The organism is Pseudonocardia sp. TRM90224 (assembly GCF_021245725.1).
Classification (GTDB): Bacteria; Actinomycetota; Actinomycetes; order Mycobacteriales; family Pseudonocardiaceae; genus Pseudonocardia.
In genome coordinates this window covers 1-6,093 of sequence record NZ_JAJGSX010000094.1, presented here as the reverse complement: position 1 = coordinate 6,093, position 6,093 = coordinate 1, and the positions used below count along the sequence as shown (strand labels likewise).

Here is a 6,093-nt window from a genome sequence, read left to right as displayed (position 1 = left end):
ATCGTCTACGACGTCGTCCGCCGCGAGGCGGGCCTTCCGGTCGCTCTGGTGTCGACGTCCCGTGCGGTATGGGTGGCCTTTTCGCCGAGCGTGGGACGGCATCGCCGGTGATGCAACCGGTTCGAGACGGATGGGTGGCCCGCACCGGGCCGTCGCAATGTCGTTCTAATGTGGCGCCGAACACGAGCAGAATTCGCACAATTCCTTTCGACTGTTCCGCAAATTGAAATTGGTTCGGTTCGATATTCGTGCTCGCCGCACCCTTAGAAACAAGTGAGCACTGGGCTCAAATGCACCATGTGAGGTGGAATCGCGGCGGTGCTCAGGTCAGCCAGACCCCGCGCAGCACGCGAACGTCCAGCTCCTGCGAGGAACAGAGAGGGATGGGCAGGGCACCGTGAATTGGCGCAACGGCGAGAAGGGCTTTGACTTCATCTCGATCGTCGGCGGAGATACGGACGTGTTCATGCCCTACTCCGAGATCGACTCTGGCGGATTCCGCTGCGGGTGTCATTACGCGTCTCGAGCCCCGCAGCATCAGCCGAACTACACAAGGATGGTTGAGAATACCGACTGCGCAGACCGGGAATCATAACCGGGCGGTGTAGCGCTAGCCCCGGCCGTTCATGAGCGTGGCGGTGATCGGGCCCCGGAAGAAGAAAGTGTCTCGTGGCCAGGTAAGACAGTGGGTGTCGAGTCCCTGTTAGCCTTGATCGAGGAGGCACTTTCCGAGTGCAAACTACAAGCACGCGCCACCGATTGCCTTGACCGCCGACGGGGCGGGGTGATGTCGCATGTCGGGTCGCATCTGCTGGCTGATGTCGCCGACAGGGCCACGTTGACCCACGAACTCTCGACCACGGTGGCACCGGTGCGGCGCCCGCGGGCACGTCACGATCCGGGGCGAGTGTTGGTTGATCTGGCAGTCGCGGTCGCTGATGGTGCGACCCGGAGCTGCGAGATCGCGGTGCTGACAGACCAGGCCGCGGCGTTCGGGAAGGTGGCGTCGGACTCGACGTGCTGGCGGTTGCTCAACCAGGGGCCTGTCAGATCGTCTAACAAGATCCTCTTGAGTTGAGGAGCACACAGATGACCATGACAGACGAGCATCCACTCGGTTCTGGCTCGGATGGCCCGCTCACCGCTCGCGACGCGGTGAAACTCGATGATCGAGGCCGGGTTGCTGGACCGAGTCATAGCCCAGGTCAACGCTGGCGGGCTCGCACTGGCCGGTGACGGCGGGTTCCTCCCGGAGATGATCAAAGCGGTGCTCGAACGTGGCCTGGCCGCCGAGCAGACCCGTGCACCTGGGCTACGAACGCGGCGACCCGGCCGGACGCGGAACGTCGAACTCACGCAACGGCACGACCCCGAAGACAGTGGCGACCGAGGTCGGCGACGTGGCGTTAGACGTGCCACGGGAGCGGGATCGGGATCGGGATCGGGATCGGGATCGGGCAGGCTCGTTCGAGCCGCGACTGGTCCCGAAGGACTCACGGCGCGTGGGCAGCCTGGACGAGATGATCATTTCGCTATATGCGGGTGGGATGACCGTGCGCGACATCAGTGCGCATCTGGATGCGCACTATCGGCACCGAGCTGTCTCACGACACCATCTCCAAGATCACCGACTCAGTGTTGGACGAGCTCAAGGCGTGGCAGTCCCGGCCATTGGAGGAGCTATACCCCATCGCCTACCTCGATGCGCTGGTGATCAAAGTCCGGGATGGACACCAGGTCCGCATCCGGGCCGCTCACATCGCCGTCGGTGTCGATCTCGACGGAGTCAAAAGCGTGATCCGGATCTGGGTCCAGGCCACCGAGGGCGCAAAGTTCTGGGCCGGGGTATGCGCTGAGCTGCGTAACCGCGGGGTCCGTGACGTGCTGATCGTGTGCTGCGACGGGCTGACCGGGTTCCCCGAAGCGATCGAGGCGACCTGAGGATCAGGCTGGCCGCATTCGATCGTGCAGACCTGCACGGTGCATCTGCTGCGCGCGGCGATGCGGTTCGTCTCCTACGCCGACCGCAAGAAGTTCGCTGCGGCGTTGCGCCCGATCTACACCGCCCCGACCGACGAGGCTGCTCGCCTGGAGTTGGATGCGTTCGCCGCTTCGACCTGGGGCAAGAGTTACCCGGCCGCGGGCGCGACCTGGGAGAACGCGTGGGAACGGTTCATCCCGTTCCTGGCGTTCCCTCCGGAGCTCCGCAAGATCATCTACACTACGAACGCGATCGAGTCCTTGAACTACCAGCTACGGAAGATCATCAAAAACCGTGGCCAGTTCCCGTCCGACGACGCCGCGATCAAGCTGTTGTGGCTGGCGATCCGCGACATCGAAGACAAACGCGTCCGCGCCAGAGCAGGGGCATGTCGATCCCCGTCTCTCGGAAATGCACACCGCGATGCCGGTGCACATACCCGCCGGGGACGGTGGCGGTGGCGGTGGCACCGCGTACGAACCAGACAGCCCCAACCAATTCATCTGCGCCGGAGGGTTCCGTGTTGCGCATCGTCAACGTCCCGCGTCGAGAAATACCATTGCACAACCCGTGCAGGCCAGTAACACGAAGTCGAAGGCGTATTCCGAGTTACCATTGGGTAGCGAATGCGCCGACTGCACGACGTGGACGAAATCCCCCAGGTTCGAGGCTCGAATGGCCACTCGGCGCAGATCCCCAACCGCGACGCCACGCACCAACGTGCGGAGCGCGTCAGGCAGCCGCGCCGGAACGTCTCGGGTAGTCTTGACAAACCGCCGGTGCCGATCGAGTCCCCGTCGTTGCCCGCTAGCGATACTGCTGGGTCGTTGCCGAGGGACGGAGTCCGATCATGACGCCACAGGCTGTCGCGGCCGCCCGCGAAAGCCTGACGCTCAACTGGCCGAGCTCGGGCGGTCTCGATGGCTGAGCGCGGCACGGTGACCCGTGCCCTGCTGGGCATCGTGCGCACCGGCGTCGATGACCGTCGGCTTGCCGAGCTGATCTGCACGGCCTGCGTGGACGGCCTGGATGTCGACGGGGCGTCGGTGTCGTTGCTGACCGCGCGGACCTCGAGGTTGACGTTGTGGGCCACCGACCCCGTCGCCGAGCAGCTGGAAGAGCTCCAGTTCACCCTCAACGAGGGCGCCTGCGTGGAGGCCGCCCTCAGCGGGCACCCGGTCCTGGTGCCGGATCTGCATCACCGGACCGAAGTGGTTCGGTGGCCGCTGTTCGCGGCAGCGGTCGCCGAGCAGACACCCGTGCGGGCACTGTTCGCGCTGCCGCTGCAGTGGGGTGCGGTGAACCTCGGGGTGCTGGATCTGTACAGGACCTCGCCGGGCGGGCTGAGCGAGGTGCAATGGCGGGATGCGCTGGCCGCGACCGATACCGCAGCGTTGATGATGCTTGGCCAACGGACGGAGCCCGACGGGGACTGCGACGGGTGGCTGGACCATGTGATAGGCCATCGCGCGGAGGTCCATCAAGCGACAGGCATGGTCTTGGTGCAGCTCGGCGTCAGTGCCACCGACGCGTTGGCCCGGTTGCGTGGGTACGCGTTCGTCAAGCAGCGGTTGTTGATCGACGTCGCCAGGGACGTTGTCGCCCGGCGGCTGGTGTTCACCGAGGACATGCCATAGCAATGACGAACCGGCGATGGACGAACTGCGGCGCGGGCCGAGCCGAGCCGAGCCGAAAAGATGGTGGGGACAAGACCATGACGCGGGTGGGCGAGGAGACAGGAGGCTGCAGTGGATCATCTGAATCGTGAGCAGCAGGTGAGTGCGGCGTTCGTCGCGCTGGCCGACACCCTGGTCGACGACTACGACATCATCGACCTGCTCGACCAGCTGGTCGGGCACTGCGTGGCACTGCTGGCGGCCGACGCCGCCGGGCTCATGCTCGGTGACGCCCGGCGCGAGCTGCGGATCGTGGCTGCCTCCAGCGAGGACGCCCAGACCATGGAACTGCTCCAACTGCAATCCGACGAGGGACCATGCCTGGACTCGTACCGCACCGTCAGCCAGGTCCGGGTCCCCGACCTGTCGGCGGTGGCGGATCGCTGGCCCCAGTTCGTCGCGGCGGTCGCGGAGACGGGCCTGTTCTCGTCGGTGCACGCGATCCCGCTGCGGCTGCGCAGCAAGGCCATCGGCGTGTTGAACCTGTTCCACCGCGCACCCGGCGCACTGCCTGAGGCCGACCTCGCGCTGGGGCAGGCGCTGGCCGACGTCGCCACCATCGGCATCCTGTCCGAGCGCGCCATCCGCCGCGGCGAGGTGCTCAACGAGCAACTGCAGACCGCCCTCACCAGCAGGGTGATCATCGAACAAGCCAAAGGTGTCATCGCCCAGCACGCCGGAGTGGACATGAACGCCGCGTTCGACCGTCTGCGCAGCTTCGCCCGCAGCAACAATGTCCGCTTGTCCGAACTAGCCCGGCGCATCGTCGCAGGGGACACCGACCCGCGCGAGCTGACCGCATCTCCACGGGAACACCTCCCCCACGCCGGCAGCGGCGGTCGATAGGGAGCCACGACACCCGAGCGCGACAGTCGGACGAATCCTCGGCCGCCGTCCCGCGTTGCCCCCCGGCCGTGATTTCTGATCTGCACGGTCGGGTATGCGGAGGCGGCAGCGCCTGTTCGATCGCCGTAGCGGGGCGACGGCGCGGCACCGCGATCGGGCCCAGGACCTCGGGCCGCAGATGCCCTGCACAGTCTGAGGAGAGCAGTTCGCCTGTCCGGCTTCGGGGTGACCGTCGGGTACCACTGCCATTTCACCCACCGCGCGTCGAATGCGCGCCGCGACCTGCGCAACGGGCCGGCCATCGCCGGAAGCCTCGCTGCACAAGGCGCTGTCACAACCTGGGTGGCTCGACCACCGCCGCCACCACGCCTTCGCCGGACAAGGAGGGCGACCCGAACTCCCCGTGGCTCCACGACACCGGTCCGACCGCGCTGGCCAAGGGCTTCGCCCACGCACACGAGGACTGGATGTTCGGCCGCGATCGCACCAACGCCGCCCGCTTCGCCCCGGACCTGCTCGCCGACCTCGACATCACTAGGATCAGCCGCCTATTCCCGCTGTGGACCGTGTTGAGCCTGTTCAGCCCGGCCGTGATCCGGGCCTGATCACGATGTCCTGGTGGGCTCGCTGACCGCGTTCTTCTGGGCGAGCCTGGTGCGCGTCGCCGTGCTGCACCATGTCACCTGGTCCATCAACTCGATCTGGCACATGATCGGCGAGCGCCCGTTCGCCGCGCAGATCAAGGCCGCCAACTTTTGGCCGCTCACGATCCTGTCGATGGGCGAGTCCTTGCACATCCCTCACGCTGATCCCACGTGCGCCCGGCACGGGGTACGCGGACAGCTCGACATGGCCGCGCGCGTCATCGGGGCCTGGAGAGGCCGGGCTGGGTATACGACGTGCGGTGGGCGACCCCGGGACGGCTCGCCCGCCTCGCGGCACCCAGCTGACCGTCACCCCAGATCGTCACCGCTGCGCAGGTGCGGTCAGGATCCGTCAAGAACGCCGTTGCTGTCGAAATATAGGCCGGAAACAGCAGCAACGTCGTTCTCGACGCGTCTAGCGGCCGACGCCTTCGGAGTCCTCGTCGGTCTGCCCGACCGGGCGGCCCGCGCCCTTCGTTTCGACGTCGTCGCGGTCCGGGGCGATGTCCTCCGCCCGCCCGCCGCGGCTCTCGCCCACACCGAGCGCGGGCTCGGGTTCGGTGTCGGTCGACGAGACACCGCTGCGCTCCTCGTCCGTCGTCGATGTTTCCGGACCGGGCTCGGGCGCGTTGGACGTGTCGAAAGCCTTGTGGGTGCAGTGTTCTCACCCGGGTCACCACGCAGATCGTCGTAGGGCGGAACGGGTACTTGCGGCTGCTCCGCGTCTGCCGTGTCGTGTCGGTCGTCGTTGACCATTACTGCACTTCCTTCATCGAGGGGACTCCGTGTACCCGCGGCCCGACGACCGCAACCGCTTCGACAGCACGCCAGTATCGGCCGCAGCGACGGCTTGCTCCGAGCACTCGTCGGGGCATCCTGGTGCGTGCAACGTCCACGTCGCGTCACCCTCACCGACGACGGTCCCGTGCTGGTCAGCGGCCCGGTC

4 protein-coding genes and 3 pseudogenes are annotated in these 6,093 nt (G+C 66.5%); 6 read left to right on the top strand and 1 reads right to left on the bottom strand.

All coding sequences use genetic code 11. From position 1 onward, the window contains the following. Positions 1-304 precede the first annotated feature (304 nt). The 6 genes and pseudogenes from LL648_RS45995 to LL648_RS43480 form a co-directional block, all read left to right on the top strand. Entirely contained in the window at positions 305-595 is a 291-nt protein-coding gene (locus LL648_RS45995; RefSeq protein ID WP_374112227.1) for a cold shock domain-containing protein, read from the top strand. 137 nt (positions 596-732) lie between these two features. Further along, positions 733-1,039, top strand: a pseudogene (locus LL648_RS46020) (transposase); the annotation flags it as partial. 238 nt (positions 1,040-1,277) lie between these two features. Then, positions 1,278-2,565: pseudogene (locus LL648_RS43495) on the top strand (IS256 family transposase). A gap of 336 nt (positions 2,566-2,901) precedes the next feature. Continuing rightward, positions 2,902-3,618 (top strand): GAF and ANTAR domain-containing protein, encoded by a 717-nt coding sequence (locus tag LL648_RS43490; protein WP_232668851.1) that lies wholly within the window; start codon positions 2,902-2,904, stop codon positions 3,616-3,618. 111 nt (positions 3,619-3,729) lie between these two features. Further along, positions 3,730-4,503, top strand: coding sequence for a GAF and ANTAR domain-containing protein (locus LL648_RS43485; RefSeq protein ID WP_232668850.1), 774 nt, complete (start codon positions 3,730-3,732; stop codon positions 4,501-4,503). 210 nt (positions 4,504-4,713) lie between these two features. Continuing rightward, positions 4,714-5,453 (top strand): annotated as a pseudogene (locus tag LL648_RS43480) (acyl-CoA desaturase); the annotation flags it as partial. A 109-nt stretch (positions 5,454-5,562) separates the two neighbouring features. Here LL648_RS43480 and LL648_RS44795 read toward each other — a convergent pair. Next, the gene (locus LL648_RS44795; RefSeq protein WP_255687622.1) at positions 5,563-5,685 is read right to left on the bottom strand and encodes a hypothetical protein; all 123 of its coding nucleotides are present in this window, start codon (positions 5,683-5,685) and stop codon (positions 5,563-5,565) included. Positions 5,686-6,093 lie beyond the last annotated feature (408 nt).

Bases quoted from the DNA above. Each gene is read 5' to 3' on its own strand.
- LL648_RS43490 (WP_232668851.1), top strand. From the start codon at position 2,902: ATGGCTGAGCGCGGCACGGTGACCCGTGCCCTGCTGGGCATCGTGCGC.